Below are 20137 nucleotides of genomic sequence, written 5' to 3'. Positions count from 1 at the left end.
TTTATCTGATTTACGGCTCAAAGCGCATAATTTACTTTTGTTGACCCACCCCGCTCCCTATAGTCGTATCACTATCTCGGGGGGAAAATAATGACCATCACACGGGAACAAACCGCTTTTATTAAGGGAATCGCCATCCTGATGATGCTGTTTCATCATCTGTTTGCGTTTCCTGACCGCATCGATCCCGGTATTGTTATCATCCCGCTAAGCCAGCAGATAAATATTGAACTCAACATTGCTCAGTACTGCAAAATTTGCGTCCCTATCTTCCTGTTTCTCTCTGGCTATGGTTTTGCCTTCAGTAAGAGAAAGAGCCTCACGGCATTGAGTAAAAAAGCCGTTTCCATCTACAGTCAGGCCTGGCTGGTTGCATTGTTGTTTGTCCCCATCGGCCTGCTGCTGTTTAACGATGATGGCCGTTATACACTCAGCCTGCAGACGCTACTGCTTAATCTCAGCGGACTGGATACCACGTGGAACCTCGAATGGTGGTTTCTGTTTCTGTACGTCGACTATCTGTTTTCTTATCCACTGCTGTTAAAAATCCCGCCTCTTCTGCTACTGACGCTGTCACTGGTTGCCTCGGTAATAGGTACCCGCTTGTACTGGTATAACTTTCAGGCCTGGTACCTGAAAGACATGATTGCTTACCTCATCTGGATATTACCGTTAACCAGTGGCCTGATGCTCGGCAGGCACCGCGAACAAATTAACACATGGCTGAGGCAGCATGAGATTGTCCGGCGCCTGATGACGCCGCTATGTCTTGTGGCAATAGTCGTCATTGGCTACGGGCTGAGCAAATACTTTTTTGTCTCACTGTGCCTGATGGTTCCGCCACTGGCCTTTTGCATCATCCAGCTGCATAACGTTCTGCCACAAACGGTGCGCCAGGTCATTTACTCGCTGGGCCATCGTTCCGGCTTCATGTGGCTGACCCACTCTTTTTATTGCTATTACTTCCTCCAGCCATTTATTTATTCGCCGCATTACACCCTGGCCATTTATGCACTGCTGATTGCACTGAGCTGGCTGACCAGCGTCATTATGAGCGGCCTTTATACGTCGCTGAAAAAAATTGTTTTTCCTTCGTCGCGGCCGGAACCTGCCTGAGCAGGCTCTTTTTTGCACCGGCAAGGGCAGTTTGTTATAACAACACACTGCCCTTTTTATTTTGCCGGAGGCCGGATGTTACCGTCATATGTTGTTACGCAAACCATTGCCAGGAACTGGGTCGATCTCTACGAAACCATCTGGCAACCTCCCTTTTTTTCGCGCTGGGCCAGTGGACTCAGTCAGGGGGAAATGGTAGCGCAAGGGGATCGCTGGAAAAGCCGGGGTCCCGACGGCGACGTGTTGATTCGTTTCACCGATCACAATGTCTACGGCATCATGGATCATTATGTCGGCAGTGGCCTCGGGAAAGAGATTTACATTCCGATGCGCGTCATTGCCAATCAGCTGGGAGCCCAGGTGATGATCACCCTGTTCCGCGATGATCTGACCTCCGAAGCCCGCTTTGCCGATGACGTTGCTGCCGTCAAACGCGACCTGCAAACCCTCAACCAGCTAATGACTGGCTGATACAGACAATGGCACCGCTGATTGCCAGACCAGCGATGACGGCACCAGGAGCTAAATCGTCCCGCCGCTTCAGGCAACGCCGCCATTCGCGCACAGCACCTGACCATTGATCCAGCCGCTCTGTTCGCTGGCGAGGAAACAGACCACGCCGGCAATATCCTGAGGTTGACCAAGCCGTCCCAGCGGCGGCTGATTGGCCAGCTGGGCAATCAGTTGTTCACTTTTACCATTAAAAAACAATTCGGTCGCCACCGGACCTGGAGCAACCGCATTCACGGTGATCGCACGGCCACGCAGTTCTTTAGCAAAAGTCGCCACCAGCGCTTCCACCGCAGCCTTTGAGGCATTGTAAATAGCATAACCCGGCATCTTCATCCTGATAGCGGTAGTGGACAGCATAATAATTCTGCCACCGTCGATCAGCCGTTTACCGGCTTCACGCATCACATTAAAACTGCCCTGGGTGTTAATGGCAAAAGTGCGCGCGAACAGCTCATCGCTATGCTCAAGCAGCGGCAGCGTTTTTAACATACCGGCACTGTTAATCACCGTATGAACCTTGCCCAGCGATTGTTCGGCATAATCGAACATCGCGCTGACCTCGGCGGGCACAGCAACATTCCCCTGAAAAATGACTGCCCTGCGGCCTGATGCCGTAACCGCCTGCCGGACACTCTCTGCCTGGGCCTGATTACTGACATAATTTATCAGCACATCAAAACCCGCTTGCGCCATCGTTTCAGCAATCGCCGCGCCAATACCACGCGAACCACCGGTTATAATTGCCACTTTAGTCTGATCAGACATCACATTATCCTCTGTCGTTTGGTGTTTTTTACTATGATTGATATTTCAGCAAAGATAATTACCGTCAGAGCCGCATCATTATTCCATTTTTATTAACAATAGGGCGCCGGAATGGATCGTTTTCAGGAAATGCAGATCTTCGTTCGTATTGCTGAACGTAGCAGCTTTACCCACGCCGCCCAGGACTTAATGATTCCACAGGCCACAGTGACCAATATGATAAAAAAGCTTGAGGCACGTTTAGGTACCCGTTTACTGGCACGTACCACCCGTACCGTGCAGCTCACTGATGATGGACAGCAGTTTTATCAGAGTTGCCTCAGACTGCTGGCGGATATTGAAGAAGCGGAAAGTCAGTTTCGTCCCGCTATGCCAAAAGGGCTGCTTCGGGTCAACATGCAGCGTACCCTTGCGCAACACTTTATCATGCCAGCAATCAGTGAATTTACTCAGCGTTATCCCGATATTACCTTGCACATTAGTGACAGCGATCGGCTGGTGGATATGGTACGTGAAGGTTTTCACTGCGTTTTACGGGCAGGAAATTTACAGGATTCAACCTTAATTGCGCGCCGTGTAGCGCTGATGCCTGAAGCAACCGTAGCCAGCCCCGACTATCTGGCCCGCTATGGCGAACCGAAAACGCTCGCCGAACTGGATGGCCATTTTGCCGTCAGCTACATTTCCAGTGTCAGTGGCCAGGCAATGCCGCTGGTATTTTATGAACAGGGCAAGCCGCGAACGGTGTCGCTGCCGGGTAAAATAGCGGTAGACAGCGCCGATCTTTATACCGGTGCCGCCGAAGCAGGAATGGGAATAGTTCAGGTACCGCGTTATCGGGTGGAGACAGCGCTGAATGCGGGAACCTTGCGGGAAATCCTACCGCAAATGCCGCCAGCCCCGATGCCGGTCTCGCTGCTTTATCCGCAAAAAAGACATGTCTCTTCCAGAGTGGCTGTATTTATTGAATGGGTCAGCACCCGCATGGCGCAGATTTTTCCCCACTCAGAGAAACACCTCAGTGCATAGCACCTGGCGGAACATGTTTAAAGGTTTCAACATAGCAATGGAAGATATAGCTAAAAAATTTGCGCATGCGGGCGTCACTCAATAAAAATAATTTTAATAACGCAAAAAAATATACACCTGCACTCTTTTGCAGGCAAATTATTTTGAAGTAGATCACAATTTTTCGCTATCTGACCGCAGGCATTCGCGATAAAGTGATGAAAAATTTGTTAAAAAATATGGCATCAGCAGCTTAAATCGCTATGCTGTCGGGATAAGATAGACTCTGTGCAGAGCCATCATCCCCATCCCTGACAGGTAAAAGCACTTCGGAGGCCCGGATTGCGCGTCACCCGCTCCCTGACGATTAAACAGATGGCAACGGTTTCAGCAGTCACCCTGGTCATTGTCAGTCTGTTCATCTTGCTCCAGCTCTTCCACTTTGTGCAGCAGCGCAGGGTTGACTACGCTCAGCAAATGGAAAACGTCGCGCATACCATTCGCCAGCCGCTTTCTGAAGCGGTTCTGAAAGCAGACATTCCCCAGGTTGAACGTATTCTGCAAACGCTGAAACCCGCCGGTGTCATCGCCCGTGCTGAAATCGTTCTGCCCAATAATATTCCGGCATTACACAGTGAATTTGCCGTGGAGAAACCGGTGCCAACGCTGATAGCCCAGCTGTTTGAGCTACCGGTCACCATCCGCGTTCCCCTCTATTCTCCTGAGCGGGCGATGCCCGGTCCGCTGGCATCGCTGGTACTGCAGGCCGATTCGGCACGGGTCTACCAGTTTATTCGCGCCACTGTCACCACCATGCTAATTGCTTACCTGCTTCTGGTGCTCATGCTAACCGTGTCGCTGAGCTGGTGCATTAACCGCCTGATGGTGCGTCCGTTGCGCCGTTTGTCACAGGACCTTGAATCACTGACGCCACAGGATTTAATTACTCATCAGCTGACACTGCCTGCCCGGCATCGCGACGATGAACTGGGCCAGCTGATACTTAACTACAACCAGAATCAGCAGACGCTCGGCAGCATTTATAATGAAATGAGCCGCCTGACTACCCATTTTGCTCTGACGGGATTACCCAATAAGACCCTGTTTCTGGCGCTGGTTGAGCAACAGCTCAACTCTGTCAGGACGCTTGGCCCGTTAACCATTATCGTCATACGTATTGAAACGTTGCAGGAAACCAACGGGATAGTCACTGAAGATCAGCGCGATATATTGCTGCTAACGCTGGTAGAACGCATTCGTGACTGTCTGGATGACAATAGCGTGCTGGCACAAATCAGCAACAGTGACTTCGCGTTGCTGGTGAAACGCGCCAATAACCTGTTCCGCGCCATGCGTCTGGCGCGTAATCTGACACAAAAGCTAATCCAGCCGGTCACTCTTGAACAGCTTCAGTTAAGGCCGGTAACCAGCATTGGTATTACCCTGCGTGAAAAAGAGTTTCAGCATGCCGAAGAACTGCTGGACCGCGCGTCATCAGCGATGTTATCGGCACATCATCACGGTAAAAACCAGATCATGTTCTTTGAACAAACGATGACCGAACGGGCACAGCGCCGTCTGACGCAGGAACATGATATTTTACAGGGCCTGGAAGAAAAGAACTTTGCCCTGTTTTTCCAGCCTCAGATCAATATGAAAAATGGCGTACTGGTCGGTGCCGAGGCATTGTTACGCATGCGCCAGCCGGATGGCAGCTGGAGCCTGCCGGAAGACCTGATCGCCAACGCCGAGCAACTTGGCGTGATCAACATACTGGGACGCTGGGTGCTGGAAGAATCCTGCCGGTTGCTGGCGGACTGGCAAAAACAGGGAATCGATCTACCGTTAAGCGTCAATCTGTCCTCTTTGCAGCTACGTGAAACCGGTATGGTCAATCATTTACAGGAGCTGATCGGCAAACACCAGATTAAACCCGGCAGTCTGGTTCTGGAGATAACAGAAACCGCGCAGGTGGGTGAACCTGAACAGGCATTATTGCTGCTGCAAAAATTGCGTGAGGCCGGTATCCCCGTGGCGCTGGATGATTTTGGCATGGGTTATGCCAATCTTAACTGGCTGCATCAGTTTAAAGATTTGCCGATCAGTAAGCTAAAAATGGATCGCAGCTTTGTTGCCGGCTTACCGGAAGATGATGCCATGGTGCGCATTGTGGCGGCCATCGCCGACATTATTACCCTGGACGTGGTTGCGGAAGGCGTAGAAACAGAAACACAACGTGACTGGCTGCTAGCCAGGGGGATTCATATCGGTCAGGGCTATCTGTATTCGGAACCCCTGCCACTGCACCGCTTCTCACAACGATTCCTGCCGGTTCAGGCGGGCGAATCATTATACTGATTATTAATTACAAAACTTTCAAAACCCCTGAAAAATCACGCGCTGAAGTGATTCAGCTCTTAAAAAAACATCCCGGAAGGCTGGGCTGAGATTCGTCCTGTACCAATCATGTTAGTGCAATGTTATTTTTGCGCGGTCATAAATAATTACTACGGCGGTCGCCTGTTTTCCCGCTTTTACTGGACATCTTCTTATGAAAACCTCGTTATTTAAAAGTCTTTATTTTCAGGTTCTCATCGCTATCGCCATTGGGATTTTTCTTGGCCATTTCTATCCTGATTTGGGCGCACAGATGAAGCCGCTGGGTGATGCGTTTGTGAAGCTGATTAAAATGGTCATCGCACCGGTTATCTTTTGTACCGTGGTCACTGGTATTGCCGGTATGGAGAGTATGAAAGCCGTCGGACGTACCGGTGCAGTGGCGTTGCTTTATTTTGAAATTGTCAGCACCCTGGCCCTGATTATCGGCCTGATTATTGTCAATCTGGTTCAGCCCGGCGCCGGCATGAACGTTGACCCGGCTTCACTTGATGCGCAGGCCGTCGCCACCTACGCCGCCCAGGCCAAAGAACAGGGCGTTATCGCTTTTCTGCTGGATATCATTCCAGCGAGCGTCATCGGTTCCTTTGCCAGCGGTAATATTTTACAGGTACTGATGTTCGCTATCCTGTTCGGCTTTGCCCTGCACCGGCTGGGGGGATAAAGGCACGCTGATTTTCAACGTCATTGAAAACTTTTCTCAGGTGATTTTTGGCATCATCAATATGATCATGCGCCTTGCGCCACTGGGGGCTTTTGGCGCTATGGCCTTCACCATCGGCAAATATGGCGTCGGCTCGCTGGTGCAGCTTGGTCAGCTGATTCTGTGTTTCTACCTGACCTGTATTCTGTTCGTAGTGCTGGTGCTCGGCACCATCGCCCGCATGACCGGTTTTAATATTTTTAAATTTATTGGCTATATCAAAGAAGAGCTGCTGATTGTGCTCGGTACCTCTTCTTCAGAATCTGCGCTACCCCGCATGCTTGATAAAATGGAGAAGCTCGGCTGTAAGAAATCGGTCGTCGGCCTGGTGATTCCCACCGGCTATTCATTTAACCTTGATGGGACCTCTATTTACCTGACAATGGCGGCGGTATTTATTGCCCAGGCCACCAACAGCCATATGGATATCTGGCATCAGATCACCCTGCTGGTGGTGCTGTTGCTCTCTTCAAAAGGCGCGGCAGGGGTCACCGGCAGCGGTTTTATCGTTCTGGCTGCCACAATTTCCGCCGTCGGTCATCTGCCGGTAGCTGGTCTGGCACTGATTCTGGGGATTGACCGTTTTATGTCGGAAGCGCGCGCGTTAACCAACCTGGTGGGAAATGGCGTGGCAACCATCTTCGTGGCCAAATGGGTCGATCAGCTTGACCAAAACCAGCTGAAAACCACCCTGTCCTCAGGCCGGAAGCCTAATAACGCTGGCGAAGCACAAAGTTGATACCGGATTTACATTAAAATTTATCACCTTTGCCCGTTGTGACTTGCTCTTGCAACGGGCATTTGCATAATAACCCCAACTTATTATTCTCAAGATTACGTGACATTGTTGCCGTTACGTGGTCTAACAAAGCAGCTGGTGAAAAAATCAATCGCTACATAAGGTTATGTACCCATCTGTACTGACCGGAAAACACCAGCCTTTGTTACTATTTTGGATTGTGATTGAGTAGGGGTTCACATGCAGGCTTCCAGGATTTGTCTTTTGGCCGGTGGTGTCGCACTGGCGGCATCTGCCAGTATTGTGCAGGCAGACGTACTCCAACCCGATCCGGCCTGGCAACAGGGCAAACTGGATAACGGTTTTAAGTGGCAGATACTCTCCACTCCTCAGCGACCCAGCGATCGCATTGAGTTACGGCTGATTGTTAATACCGGTTCGCTGGTGGAAAATACGCAGCAAACCGGTTATAGCCATCTGCTATCCCGGATGGCGCTGGTTCATAACACTGCGCTCAATCCTGGCCAGCAACGCGCACTCTGGCAACAAGGCATGGACCCTGATCACGCGCTGGCTCCGGCAATCACGTCCTATGACTTTACGCAATATAATCTCAGCCTGCCTAACAATCGGCCGGAACTGCTTAAAGAAGCGCTCAGCTGGCTGGCGGCTACCGCCAGCAATATGAATATCAGTGAAGAGGTGATTAAGAGCGCATTAGGCGCAGGCGATCCCATCGCAACCTGGCCGGCTAATCCGCAGGACCCCTGGTGGCGTTATCGCCTGAAAGGTTCCGTGCTGCTGGGGCACGATCCGGCGGCTCGTACGTCAACCCCGGTGGACATCGCTCAGTTAAAAAGCTTTTATCAGCAGTGGTATACCCCTGATGCAATGACGCTGTTTGTCGTCGGCAATGTGGAAGGGCGCAATCTTTCGGGACAAATTGGTAAAGCCTTTTCATCACTGACCGGAAAACGACAGATGCCCTCGCCGGTACCCACGCTGTCCCCGCTGCCACACCAGCCGGTCACTCTGGTGAAGAAAAACCTTAATCACGACCGTCTGTCATTGATGTGGGATACCCCGTGGCAACCCATTCGCGATGAGCAAAACATGCAGCACTACTGGCTAAGTGACCTGGCCCGTGAAGCACTGTTCTGGCATGTACAGCGTGCACTGAGCGAAAGCAAAGCGGAAAGTGTGCAGGTTGGCTTTGACTGCCGGGTGCTGTATCAGCGTGCGCAGTGTGCCATTAATATGGATTCCGATAACGCCACGCTGAATAAAAATTTTGAGCTGATAGCTAATGAACTGGCAAAAATTCGCGATGATGGCCTGCCGCAGGAAGAGTTCGACGCGCTGATGGCGCAAAAAACCACCGAACTGAATAAACTGTTTGCCACCTATGCCCGTACTGACACCAGCGTATTAATCAGCCAGCGCCTGCGCTCTCAGCAAAATTCGGTGGTGGACATCGCACCGGAGCAGTATCAGAAACTCCGCCAGGACTTTTTATCCGGCCTAACGTTAACCATGATGAATCAGGAATTACGTCAGCAGCTTTCACAGGATCTGACGCTGGTACTGATGCAGCCTGAGGGTGAAGCCGAAGTGAATATGAATGCATTGCAGGACAGCTGGCAAAAAATCATGACGCCGACGGTGAAAAATGCCAGCGCCAGTGATGACGCTAAAAGCGAAGTGTCCGATATCCCGAAAACCAGCCAGTAAGTTACCGCCCCTGGTGCCGGCACCAGGGGCTAGCGGCATAACGGGAAAAATCCCCTGGCGCACCGCAATCAGGCGCGCAGCTCCTCGTAAGAAACCATCACATGTTCCACATAGGCCGGGCGTTGCTGTAAACGATGATAATAAGCCGCCAGTGCCGGCAACGGCGGGCGCTCAATAGCAATATCATAATAGCGGTAAAGCAGATGACCAAACTGGATATCCGCCAGAGTGAAATCGTTTCCTGCCAGCCACGGGTCTTGCTCAAACCGCGATTCAGCTATACGCAAAAAGTGGGTCAGCCGGGCCAGTGCCTGTGAAACTGCCGTATTATCTCGTTGTGCAGCCGGCGTGCGCACCACCTGCCAGAAAACCGGCGCGGTAAAACCCAGCGCAACATTAATTTTCGCCCACTCTGCCCACATATCAACCCTGGCACGCAGCGCCAGGTCTTGTGGCCAGAAGCACCCATCGGCATAGCGTGCGGCCAGATAACGCAAAATCGCCCCGGTTTCAAACACAGGCGAATTGTCACCATCACGCAGTACCGGCACCAGCCCATTGGGATTCATGGCAAGAAATTCAGCGCTGTCATTACCGCCGAAGCGATGGCCGATATCATAGCGTTCATACGCCAGCCCCAGTTCGCCGACGCACCACATCAGCGCCTGAACGTTAGAAGAGGTTTTACGTCCCCAGATTTTAAGCATACGATTTTCCTCACTTCGGCTGATGCCACAGGACAATCTAGCCTGCGCAGCGTCCGCCAGCAAGCGCGGTTAGCGGTTGTCAGCGTTCGCAAGAGGCATCGCCTCGCGCGGTATAATGGCCCCCGGATGCTGAATCACGTGGCTGGCCAGCAGATGGCCCTGTTGTGCCGCCCGCCGGGCCGATGTGCCAGACAAACGTGCCGCCAGATAACCGGCACTGAACGAATCGCCTGCGGCGGTGGTATCAATAACCTGCGTGTTATCCACGGTCAGCGCCGGCACCTCCAGCACAGGCTCGCCGGCCAGTGAAACCAGACAAGGGTCGGCACCGCGCTTGATAACCACTTCATGTACACCGGCACGATGAGTCCGCTCCAGCACTGCCGCTGCCGCTTCATCCCCCCAAAGCGCGGTTTCATCATCCAGCGTCAGAAAGGCTAGATCCGTCTGCTCTAACATTAACTGATAGATCTGTCGGGCGCTGGCGGTATCTGCCCATAGCCTGGGACGATAATTATTATCAAAAATCACCCTGCCGCCCTTCCCCCGACAGCCAGCCAGTAAACGAAAAAGCTTTTCTCTGCTGGCCTCACTCAGAATGGCCAGACTGATGCCGCTGAGATACAGGTAGTCAAATCCGGCCAGCTGGCGACAGACCGCATCCGCCCCCTCGCTTTCCAGCCAGAAGCGCGCCGCTGCTTCGCTGCGCCAGTAGTAAAAAGTCCGTTCTCCCTGCGGATCGGTTTCAATCAGATACAAGCCCGGCAGTCTGTCGGGCAGATGCTGGATCAGATCGACAGCGATCCCTTCCTGTTGCCAGGCTTGCTGCATTTCCGCGCTGAAACTGTCGTTCCCCAGACCGGTGACATAGGATACCTGCAGCGTTGCAGCTGCCGCCTGGCGGGCCATATATACCGCCGTATTGAGGGTATCGCCGCCAAAACTACGCGTGAGCTCACCGCCACGTTGCGTCAGCTCAATCATACATTCACCGATTACGGCGATCTTTTTCATCTTCACTCCCTGCCAGCCTGCAATTAAAGATTAAGTTTCCCGTCTGCACAAAAAGCCGTCAACAAAAATAAAACGTCGTTTTAATTTATCCGCTATTTTTGCTTCATCCCGCCAACAACCACGCCCCTGGAACGCTTATTACCCGCTAAAAAATGGCACAAAGACAGGCCGCATCCTTTGCGGGTGGCGGCTAAAAACAAGTTGCTCGCAGCGATCGACGCCCTGTTTACTGGCCGGTCAATCGCCGGTGATTGCAGTTGCGCCGATCGCTTCCGCCTGCCTCGTCTATCCTTAGTAAAGGACAGGCGAGGAGGCGGACATGTCGCGTACCGGAAAAATAGTCAGTTGGGTTGCTGGAATTATTATTGCTTTACTGGTTCTGCTTATCGTGGTCATCAGTACCTTCGACTGGAATCGCCTTAAACCGACCATTAATAAAAAGGTGACGGCCGAACTTAATCGTCCGTTTGCCATTCGGGGTGATTTAGGCGTTAACTGGCAACGCCATCGTGATGAGCCAGGCTGGCGACGCTGGGTGCCCTGGCCACATATTCATGCCCAGGACATTATGCTCGGTAATCCGCCCGGTTTTGCTGAAGTAAACATGGTGCATTTACAGCGGGTCGATGCCACGATTTCACCGCTGGCGCTGCTGGCTAAACAAGTCTACCTGCCGTGGATCAAATTACAGCGGCCCGATGCCAGCCTGGTGCAGACAGCTGAAGGTAAAAATAACTGGACTTTTGATCTCGCCAGCAGCAAAAACCCCCAGGCCGATACCCAGCCTTCCAGCTGGTCATTTCGGCTGGATAACATTATTTTCGATCGCAGCACCCTGCAATATCAGGACGCGATCAACAAAGCCAACGTACGGGTCAGTGTCGATCCCCTGGGTAAACCGGTTCCTTATGTGCAGGTTGCCGGCGACAAGCGTCACAGCGGTCAGCCCGGTGCCTCTGATTTCGTGTTTGGCTGGCGCGCCGAAGGGCGCTATAACAACCAGCCGCTGAATGGCGAAGGTAAAATTGGCGGCATGCTGTCGTTGCGCAGTAAAACCGATCCTTTTCCGCTGCAGGCCGATCTGCGCAATGGCACCACCCGCGTCAGGGTGGAAGGGACCTTACAGGATCCGCTTAACCTTGGCGGCCTGGATATCCGTCTGCGCTTTTCCGGCGATACCCTGGCCAATCTCTACGGCCTGACCGGAGTACTGCTGCCCGATACGCCTCCTTATGAAACAGACGGTCATCTTATCGCCCGTTTCCAGCGTGAAGGCGGTCCGCAGTTCCGCTATGAAAAATTTAACGGCCATATCGGCGACAGTGATATTCATGGTTCGCTGACCTATACCCAGGGCAAACCGCGGCCCTCACTGGTTGGCGATCTCAATTCGCGTCAGCTGCGCATGGCTGACCTCGGCCCGCTAATTGGTGTAAATTCCGGCAAAGGAAGTCATAAAACCGAGCAGGCAAAAGCCGCACGCGGCGAGGCGTCAACACAGCCGGCGGATCGGGTACTGCCCCACGATAAATTTGATACCAAAAACTGGGACGTCATGGATGCTGACGTCAGATTTAGCGGCCAGCGTATTGAGCACGGGAACAAACTCCCGCTAAGCGATCTTTTTACCCATCTGACCCTGAAAAATGGCGATCTCCGGCTCGATCCGCTGCGTTTTGGTATTGCGGGGGGCAGCCTTAACGCCAGCATTCATCTCGCAGGAAATACCTCACCGATGCAGGGACGTGCTGACCTGCACGCCCGCAAACTAAAATTGCGTCAGCTGGCACCCGATGTACAGGCCATGCAGAGCAGCCTCGGCCAGCTGAATGGCGATGCCACCCTAAGCGGTCGCGGCAATTCCGTCGCCGATCTGCTGGCCACCAGCAATGGCGATCTGAAGCTGTTAATGAACAGCGGTGTGATTAGCCGCAGTCTGATGGAAATCGCCGGTCTGAATGTGGGTAACTACCTGGTAGGCAAATTGTTTGGCGACGACCAGGTACGGATTAACTGTGCCGCCACGTATCTGAATCTGAAAAACGGCCTTGCTACGCCGCGTCTGTTTGTCTTTGATACCGAAAACGCCGTCATCAACGTTACCGGTAATACGAATTTTGCCAATGAACGCATGGATCTGACCATCGATCCGAAAAGCAAAGGCGTACGTATTGTGACGCTGCGCTCACCGCTGTACCTCCGCGGCACATTTAAAAACCCGGATGCCGGAGTGAAGCCCGGCCCCTTAATTGCGCGTGGCGCAGCCGCGGTTGCGCTGGGTGCGGTGGTGGCACCGGCAGCGGCACTGCTGGCGCTGGTCTCACCCAGTGATAATGAAGACAACCAGTGCACCCAGGTATTACAACAGATGAAATCGCAAAAATAAAAGTCAGGTTATCCGCCCGTAAACTGTAAACAGTTTACGGGTTTAACGGATATTAATCGTAAAGAGATTCGTGGCGGGTTTCTTTACAGGAAAGCACAGCAATCAGCGTCAGCGACGCCATCGCGGCCAGATACAGCCCAACAGCATACAGGCCGTAAGTATGCGTCAGCCAGGCGGCAATATAAGGTGCCACCGACGCGCCGAGAATCGATGACAGGTTATAAGAAAATGAGGCGCCGGTGTAACGCACTGCCGTGGGAAAAAGCTCCGGTAACAGTGCCCCCATCGGCCCAAAAGTCAGCCCCATAATGCTAAGACCCAGCAGCAAAAATACCATCACCAGCAGTGCATTACCGGAACCCAGCAGCGCAGGGAACAGGAAAGCAAAGCCGATAATTAACAGCGTAATAATGGTCATGGTACGCCGCCGGCCAAAGCGATCCGCCAGTACGCCGGCAATCGGTACCATCACGCCAAAACCAATCACGGCCAGCATCAGCATCCACAGAAAGGTATTACGCGGAAAACCCAGACCCGATGGCAACGGTGCGGTACCATAACTCATTGAGTACACAGTCATAATATAAAATAACGTATAGGTTGCCAGCATAATAAAAGTACCAAGAATGGTGGCTTTAAGATGCCGGGTCAGCAGGGTGCCAATCGGTACGCGCTCCTGCTTGTTTTCTTTTTTTACTTTGGCAAAAACCGGCGATTCATGCAGCGAAACGCGCACATAAAGACCAATAATCACCAGCACCGCAGAGAGAATAAACGGCACACGCCAGCCCCAGGACATAAACTGCTGATCGCTCAGCAACCAGGACAACAACAGGAAGGTTCCGTTAGCAAAGAAGAAGCCAATCGGCGCGCCGAGCTGGGGAAAAGAGCCGTACAGCGCCCGCTTTTTCGCCGGCGCATTTTCCGTTGCCAGCAGCGCCGCACCGCCCCACTCGCCACCCAGTCCCAGTCCCTGGCCAAAACGGGCCAGCGCCAGCAACAGCGGTGCAAATACTCCAATCATATCGTAGCCAGGCAGCAAACCAATAAGTACCGTGGAAATACCCATCGTCAGCAATGACGCCACCAGGGTGACTTTCCGGCCGGCACGATCGCCAAAATGCCCAAACAACGCCGAACCTATCGGCCGGGCAACAAACGCAATAGCAAATGTCGCCAGAGATTGTAACGTCGCTACCGTGGCATCACCCTGCGGGAAAAAAATATGCGGGAAAACGATCACCGCCGCCGTGGCGTAAATATAAAAGTCAAAAAATTCAATAGCCGTGCCAACTAACGAGGCAATCACTACCCGGCTGCGGGAATTTACAGGCTGCTGATGATCAGCGTTCAGTGTTTCTGCGATGGAGGCTTGCATAATTGTTTCTTATTTGTAAATCGAATCACAGAATCTTACGCATCAGATTGCGGGCATTCAATGGCTAAAAGCCCGCAGCACGCGGCATCCCGCCTGGAAAAGAGGATAATATCCAGTTAATGACGCTGGCTGGCTGATGTCAGGGTAAAAAAGCACTTTTTCAGTGTTAATCATTAAAAATCAGCAAAAAAAAGTCATCCAGTAAATATATTGCCGCCATTCAGGGTAATTTTTAATCACATAACGGAATTTAACTCTGACTTTTCGCTTTGTGGCCGTTTGCGCCAGTAACCAGCAGCCGGCCAGGGCCAGTTTATGGCATTTGTTGATAATCAGTTTAGGAAAACAGCCGCCGAAGAATTAAAAATAAATAACTTAATGCCATGAATTATATCAATTTATTTTAATAAGACACGGTTAACACACAAAAAGACAAACGATTTACAAGCCGTATAAACAGGTCTATAGTTTCGACGAATTTTCCACTGGAGATACCCTTTTTGGACAGTCAACCTGACGGTTACGTCTTCTAAAGGCAGGCTTTTATTCGCCTGCCGTTCCATAACACGGCGGGCAATGCACTCCCTCTTTCTGAGCGATCCATTCCCGAGATTTTTTAACCTGGCAATGCCGGGCCCCCTGACTGGCATCCTTTCACGATCCCGGCAGGTGACGCCTGTTCTTGCCTGAATTTTGCGGAGAAAAAACATGAAGGAACCTCCTGGCGCACCCCGGCGAAGGTGGGATGGACCGCAAAACGGGAACGGATAATCTGCTGATTTTTATCCTCAGTCTCCCGGATGCTCTGCCCATCTCAGCGATGCTACAGGCGTATGCCTGAAGAACTGATCGAATTAATGTGATGGGCGAGAAAATGAAAAAACCCAATAAAACTTTCGCACAACTGTTTGCTGTCAGTCATCACGCTCAGCAAACGCTGGAAGGTACATTTAATCAATTACGCTGTAGCCGTCAGGGGTTGACGCACGACGACGCGCTCAATCGTCTGGATGAATATGGCCCGAACCGGGTCGCCAGCGAAAAAGCTCCCCACGCCTTGTTGCAACTGGCCTGCGCCTTTAAAAATCCGTTTATCGCGCTCCTTAGCGTACTGGCAGCGATCAGCTTTGTCACCGATTTCTGGCGGCCACATCTTCGTGGGGAGGCCACCAGTCTGAGCAGCGTGATAATTATGCTGACCATGATTGTACTGAGCGCTCTGCTGCGTTTCGTGCAGGAATATCGCACTAATAAAGCCGCCGCTGCCCTGCAGTCACTGGTTCGCATAACGGCAGCGGTGATGCGTCGCGGCGCCACAAGCACTGAAGCGGTGGTCATGGACATTCCGCTGACAGAGGTAGTACCCGGCGATATCATCAGGTTATCTGCCGGTGATATGGTACCCGGCGACGTACGCTTACTGGAGAGCCGCGATCTGTTTGTCAGCCAGGCGGCGCTCAGTGGTGAAGCGCTACCGCTGGAAAAATTTGCCACACCCGGAGCCCTGCAGACCCCCTGCGACGAATCGACCCTGCTGGCCCTGCCGGGTTTTTGCCTGATGGGCACCAGCATAACCAGTGGGACAGCCACCGGCGTGGTGGTAGCTACCGGTGCCGACACCTGGTATGGCCATCTGGCCACTTCACTACTGGGTAAGCGACCGCTAACCGCTTTCGATCACGGGGTTAACAGCGTCAGTAAACTGCTGATCCGCTTTATGCTGGTGATGGTGCCGCTGGTCCTGATTATCAATGGCTTTACCCATAGTGACTGGAATGAAACGCTGATGTTTGCGCTGGCCGTGGCCGTCGGTCTGACGCCGGAAATGCTGCCGATGATCGTCAGTGCAAATCTGGCGAAAGGCGCCATGGCAATGGCGCGCCGCAAAGTCGTGGTTAAGCATCTCAATGCTATTCAAAACTTCGGTGCCATGGACGTACTCTGTACCGATAAAACCGGCACCCTGACACAAGACAACGTTATTCTGGCCCACCACCTGAATTTTGCCGGCAAAAATGATGATTATGTTCTGCAACTGGCGTGGCTCAACAGTCGCCATCAGAGTGGCGTAAAGAACCTGATCGACCGGGCTGTTCTGCGTTTTAGTCAGGGTAAAGCCGAAATAACCAGTATGTGGCGTTACCGAAAAGTCGATGAACTGCCGTTCGACTTTGAACGTCGTCGCCTGTCAATTGTCGTGGCCGACGAACGGCAAAAACAGTACCTGATCTGTAAGGGGGCCGTGGATGAAATGCTGGCGGTCTCCAGCCATATTCGTGAAGGACAACAACAGCTTCCTCTGGATGCCGCCGTCATTGCCATGATTCAGCAACAGGCTGAAGAGTGGAGCAAAAAGGGGTTTCGCGTGCTGCTGATTGCTGAACGCGACCTGGCAGATCAGCCGCTGAACGGACCGTTACGCAAAGAAGATGAACACCATCTGGTTATTGCCGGTCTGCTGACTTTTCTTGATCCCCCAAAAGAAAGTGCGGCCTGTGCGCTGTACGCCCTGCGTGAACAAGGGGTTGCGGTCAAAGTACTGACCGGGGATAACCTGGTGGTTTCCAGCAAAATTTGTCGCGATGTAGGCATAGACCCGGGTGACCCGCTGTGTGGTCCGGAGATTGACCATATGAGCGATCATGCGCTGGCCTGCGCCGTAGAACAGCGTAACCTGTTCTGTCGCCTGACACCGCAGCAGAAATCGCGCGTGCTACAGGCGCTACAGCATAATGAGCATACCGTTGGTTTTCTCGGCGACGGGATTAACGATGCACCAGCATTGCGTTGTGCTGACATTGGCATTTCAGTCGACAGCGCTACCGATATCGCCAAAGAGTCTGCCGATATCATATTGCTGGAAAAAAACCTGATGGTGCTGGAACGGGGGGTGCTGAAAGGCCGGGAAACTTTCGGCAATATCATCAAATACCTCAACATGACCGCCAGTTCCAACTTTGGCAACGTGTTTTCGGTATTGATCGCCAGCGCCTTCCTGCCTTTCCTGCCGATGCTGGCCATTCAGTTACTGATACAAAATCTGCTGTATGACATTTCCCAGCTGTCACTGCCCTGGGACAAGATGGACCGCTCTTTTTTACGCCGGCCACGTAAGTGGGATGCCCGCAATATTGGCCGGTTTATGGTGTTTATCGGCCCGACCTCGTCCGTTTTTGATATCGCAACCTGGCTGGTGCTGTGGTACGTATTCGCCGCCCACTCACCGGAACATCAGGCGCTGTTTCAGTCCGGCTGGTTTGTAGAAGGACTACTGTCACAAACGCTGGTGGTGCATATGCTGCGTACCCGGCGTATCCCTTTCGTGGAGAGCTGCGCCACGCTGCCGGTGCTGGTGATGACCGGATTAGTCATGATAGCCGGCATTCTCATTCCTTTTTCGCCACTTAGCCAGATGGTCGGCATGACGCCGCTTCCACTCAGTTTTTTTCCCTGGCTGGTGGCTATTCTGGCAGGTTACTGCCTGGTCGCCCAGGGGGCGAAACTGCTTTATATCCGTTTGTTTGGCCAATGGTTTTAAGGGGGAACGATGCAAAACTTCGATATCTATGCCCTGATCGTTTTATTTATGATCGGCTTAATTATTCTCAGCAGTGGTCTGAGCATGATCCTGCACTAGTAAGGCGCACCACGAACGCGGCTTCAGACTTTAATAAACCGGCGCCAGATGAAACGGATGATAAAAAATTCACTGGCGCCAAGCAGCAGAAACCAGCAGCAAAATACCAGCGTGTACAACTGGTTGATATCACTGAGGTGGAAATACGTCATTAACTGATGACTCAGCGACAAACCAAATTGGGGTGCCGGCAGCAAGAGTGCCGACAGCATGCCCAGCAGCAGGGTGGACAGCGGCATCAGAAACAGTTCAAACGGTGTTTTCATAACCTTCGCGACATGACAGGTAAAAGGCCATTCTCCGGCAATTTCCTTAATGAAACAATCGTCAGCGTGCCAGCACCAGCGGTATTTCACGCCGTAACCACTCGACAACGCTACTATGGGTTGCCGAGGTCTGCTGACCGGGGTGGAACAAGAGATGGACCGGTCTGGCCTGCGGCAACCAATCGCTCAGTAGCGGTAACAGGCGTCCGCAGGCCAAATCATCTGCCACCAGCACGCGCGGTTGAAGCAGCAGGCCGGCACCGGCCAGTGCTGCCTGGCGCAGACTCTGACCATCGTTACAACTGAAGGTCGTCTGCAACGGCCAGAAGGTATCACCCAGCAGCCAGGCGTTACGCTTATTCCAGTGCATATTACCCAGGCAACGATGCGCGTTGAGATCCTGTGGCGATGCCGGTATGCCTGCGTGCGCCAGATAATCAGGCGAAGCACAGACCACCATCTGGTACTCTCCCAGCGCCAGCGCCACCAGAGCCAAATCGTCCGCCAGTGCACCAATACGCAATGCAAAGTCAAACCCCTCATCAATTAAATCGACAAAGCGATCATCCAGCACCAGCTCAATACGCACCGCCGGCCAGGCCTGCTGATAACGCGCCAGTATCGGTGCCAGTACGCTACTGCCGAGATTTTCCGGCGCACTGATCCGCAGAGTACCGGACGGAAAACGCCGCAGACTTTCAACCTGACTTTCCGCCCAGCGCAGTTGTGACAAAGCCTCACGGCTGCTGTGGTAAAATGTCTGCCCGGCGGTAGTCAGATGCTGGCGGCGGGTATTGCGTTCGATCAGACGCATACCCAGCGCCTTTTCCAACTGGCGTATATGCTTACCAACCATCACCGCACTGATATCCAGCCGGCGCGCCGCCTCGCTAAAATTACCGCACTCTGCCGCCACAATAAACGCTTCGATACTGCGTAATTTATCCATGATTACAAACTCTGGGTTTGAAGTGATTTAAATTAATGCTGCTTTATCATCTGATTATATTCCCTGATGATGCAATACCGGAAGTCAAAGGAGTTAACATGAAAATTATGGTGATTGGTGCCAGCGGCACCGTGGGCAAAGGTATTGTCGAAAATCTTCAATCCGATCATGAGATCATTGCGGTCGGCCGCCACAGCGGTGATTTGCAGGTAGATCTCACCGATAGCCACAGCATACAGCAGCTGTTTAGCCGTAGCGGCAAGGTCGATGCTATCGTAGCAGCCACCGGCAAGGTGCATTTCGCCCCGCTTGGTGAAATGAATAGCACGCAATTTTTCAGCGGATTAGAAGATAAACTGATGGGCCAGGTGCGGCTGGTCATGCTGGGTAAAGATTATCTTAATCCCGGCGGTTCTTTTACCCTGACCAGCGGTATTCTGGCACAGCAGGCCATCCGGGGTGGCGTCAGTGCCATGACGGTTAACCGGGCGCTGGAAGGTTTTGTCCAGTCGGCGGCGCTGGAGCTTTCCGGCCAGCGTATTAATGCCGTCAGCCCGACAATACTGACGGAAGCCGTGACAAGCTATGGCCCTTTCTTTCCCGGTTTTGAAAGTGCCAGTGCCGCCAGAGTCGCCCTGGCCTATCGTCGCAGTATCGAAGGCATCGAGAGCGGTAAGGTATACCGCGTCTGGTAATCCCCCTGTCTCCGGCAAAAAAGTCTTTTCCTGCCGCATGCCACATTTCTGTCGCCTGGTGCCGGTGGTGATAAGGTCTGTTTTCTGCGTTGCCACCGTTCCACCAGCGCCTGGCGCCGACATTCGTCGCAGA

The 20137-nt window shown here is 52.6% G+C and carries 15 protein-coding genes and 1 pseudogene; 9 read left to right on the top strand and 7 right to left on the bottom strand.

What is annotated here, in order from left to right; all coding sequences use genetic code 11:
• Positions 1–180 precede the first annotated feature (180 nt).
• Both BL249_RS10740 and BL249_RS10735 read left to right on the top strand, forming a co-directional pair.
• Positions 181–1116, top strand: coding sequence for an acyltransferase family protein (locus BL249_RS10740; protein WP_446717696.1), 936 nt, complete (start codon positions 181–183; stop codon positions 1114–1116).
• 75 nt (positions 1117–1191) lie between these two features.
• Positions 1192–1587 carry a polyketide cyclase gene (locus BL249_RS10735; protein WP_099705781.1) on the top strand — a complete coding sequence of 132 codons (396 nt, stop codon included), beginning with the start codon at positions 1192–1194 and terminating at the stop codon, positions 1585–1587.
• Between the two features lie 69 nt (positions 1588–1656).
• Here the strand turns inward: BL249_RS10735 and BL249_RS10730 are convergent, their stop codons facing one another.
• Positions 1657–2394 (bottom strand): SDR family oxidoreductase, encoded by a 738-nt coding sequence (locus BL249_RS10730; protein ID WP_099705780.1) that lies wholly within the window; start codon positions 2392–2394, stop codon positions 1657–1659.
• A 111-nt stretch (positions 2395–2505) separates the two neighbouring features.
• Between BL249_RS10730 and BL249_RS10725 the strand changes: the two genes are divergently transcribed.
• Positions 2506–3423 carry a LysR family transcriptional regulator gene (locus BL249_RS10725; protein ID WP_099705779.1) on the top strand — a complete coding sequence of 306 codons (918 nt, stop codon included), beginning with the start codon at positions 2506–2508 and terminating at the stop codon, positions 3421–3423.
• Here the strand turns inward: BL249_RS10725 and azuC are convergent.
• Positions 3413–3490, bottom strand: coding sequence for a stress response protein AzuC (azuC, locus tag BL249_RS19495; RefSeq protein ID WP_446717695.1), 78 nt, complete (start codon positions 3488–3490; stop codon positions 3413–3415). The genes BL249_RS10725 and azuC overlap by 11 nt on opposite strands.
• A gap of 254 nt (positions 3491–3744) precedes the next feature.
• Between azuC and hmsP the strand changes: the two genes are divergently transcribed.
• The 3 genes and pseudogenes from hmsP (at position 3745) to BL249_RS10710 (ending at position 8972) form a co-directional block, all read left to right on the top strand.
• Positions 3745–5760, top strand: a complete 2016-nt coding sequence (gene hmsP, locus BL249_RS10720) for a biofilm formation regulator HmsP (protein ID WP_099705778.1) — start codon at positions 3745–3747, stop codon at positions 5758–5760.
• 193 nt (positions 5761–5953) lie between these two features.
• Positions 5954–7241, top strand: a pseudogene (locus tag BL249_RS10715) (dicarboxylate/amino acid:cation symporter).
• A 240-nt stretch (positions 7242–7481) separates the two neighbouring features.
• On the top strand, positions 7482–8972 hold the full coding sequence (locus BL249_RS10710) for a M16 family metallopeptidase (protein ID WP_099705777.1): 1491 nt from the start codon (positions 7482–7484) through the stop codon (positions 8970–8972).
• A 68-nt stretch (positions 8973–9040) separates the two neighbouring features.
• Here the strand turns inward: BL249_RS10710 and BL249_RS10705 are convergent, their stop codons facing one another.
• Both BL249_RS10705 and BL249_RS10700 read right to left on the bottom strand, forming a co-directional pair.
• Positions 9041–9679 carry a glutathione S-transferase family protein gene (locus tag BL249_RS10705; protein WP_099705776.1) on the bottom strand — a complete coding sequence of 213 codons (639 nt, stop codon included), beginning with the start codon at positions 9677–9679 and terminating at the stop codon, positions 9041–9043.
• Positions 9680–9748: 69 nt separating this feature from the next.
• Positions 9749–10693: a sugar kinase gene (locus BL249_RS10700; protein ID WP_099705775.1), complete on the bottom strand. Its 945-nt coding sequence runs from the start codon at positions 10691–10693 to the stop codon at positions 9749–9751.
• 319 nt (positions 10694–11012) lie between these two features.
• On the opposite strand from BL249_RS10700, the gene BL249_RS10695 reads away from it, so the two are divergent.
• Positions 11013–13079, top strand: a complete 2067-nt coding sequence (locus BL249_RS10695; protein ID WP_099705774.1) for an AsmA family protein — start codon at positions 11013–11015, stop codon at positions 13077–13079.
• Between the two features lie 52 nt (positions 13080–13131).
• On the opposite strand, the gene BL249_RS10690 is transcribed toward BL249_RS10695, so the two are convergent.
• A complete protein-coding gene (locus BL249_RS10690; protein ID WP_099705773.1) occupies positions 13132–14457 on the bottom strand; it encodes an MFS transporter in 1326 nt (441 codons plus the stop codon).
• An 874-nt stretch (positions 14458–15331) separates the two neighbouring features.
• Between BL249_RS10690 and mgtA the strand changes: the two genes are divergently transcribed.
• A complete protein-coding gene (mgtA, locus tag BL249_RS10680; RefSeq protein WP_099705845.1) occupies positions 15332–17995 on the top strand; it encodes a magnesium-translocating P-type ATPase in 2664 nt (887 codons plus the stop codon).
• 122 nt (positions 17996–18117) lie between these two features.
• On the opposite strand, the gene BL249_RS10675 is transcribed toward mgtA, so the two are convergent.
• The gene (locus BL249_RS10675) at positions 18118–18360 is read right to left on the bottom strand and encodes a DUF1158 family protein (RefSeq protein ID WP_099705771.1); all 243 of its coding nucleotides are present in this window, start codon (positions 18358–18360) and stop codon (positions 18118–18120) included.
• A 61-nt stretch (positions 18361–18421) separates the two neighbouring features.
• A complete protein-coding gene (locus tag BL249_RS10670) occupies positions 18422–19309 on the bottom strand; it encodes a LysR family transcriptional regulator (protein WP_099705770.1) in 888 nt (295 codons plus the stop codon).
• A 98-nt stretch (positions 19310–19407) separates the two neighbouring features.
• Here BL249_RS10670 and BL249_RS10665 point away from each other — a divergent pair, with 98 nt between their 5' ends.
• Positions 19408–20004, top strand: a complete 597-nt coding sequence (locus tag BL249_RS10665; RefSeq protein WP_099705844.1) for a short chain dehydrogenase — start codon at positions 19408–19410, stop codon at positions 20002–20004.
• Positions 20005–20137 lie beyond the last annotated feature (133 nt).

It is taken from the genome of Erwinia sp. OLFS4 (assembly GCF_002752165.1).
GTDB lineage: Bacteria > Pseudomonadota > Gammaproteobacteria > Enterobacterales > Enterobacteriaceae > Izhakiella.
This window is presented reverse-complemented; position numbering and strand designations above follow the sequence as displayed.